Source organism: Bacillus sp. SIMBA_005 (assembly GCF_046535585.1).
GTDB classification, from domain to species: domain Bacteria; phylum Bacillota; class Bacilli; order Bacillales; family Bacillaceae; genus Bacillus; species Bacillus pumilus.
Genome location: NZ_JAWRWI010000544.1, coordinates 1 through 265 on the forward strand (window position 1 = coordinate 1; position 265 = coordinate 265).

Below are 265 nucleotides of genomic sequence, written 5' to 3' on the forward strand. Positions count from 1 at the left end.
GGCAATATTAACTGCCATGTCAGCTTGCTTGTCTTGAACGGCAATATTCACAACTTGGGAATTACTCGCACTCGATACAGTAATCTGTTCTTTTAATTTTTCTGGTGTACTATCTAAATGAAGCCGGCTAATCACTTTCGATAAAATAGCAGGGCTTTGAATAATGACATTATACGTATTAATTAAACGCAAATCCGTTTCCACCTGTTGTACGCCTAAACGTGATTGTTGGTCGATATTTTTTTGATTTACTAACAGCTGCGTT

General features: G+C 37.0%; 1 pseudogene. It reads right to left on the bottom strand.

From position 1 onward, the window contains the following. Positions 1 to 258: pseudogene (locus SB660_RS21225) on the bottom strand (capsular biosynthesis protein); the annotation flags it as partial. Between the last annotated feature and the right edge of the window lie 7 nt (positions 259 to 265).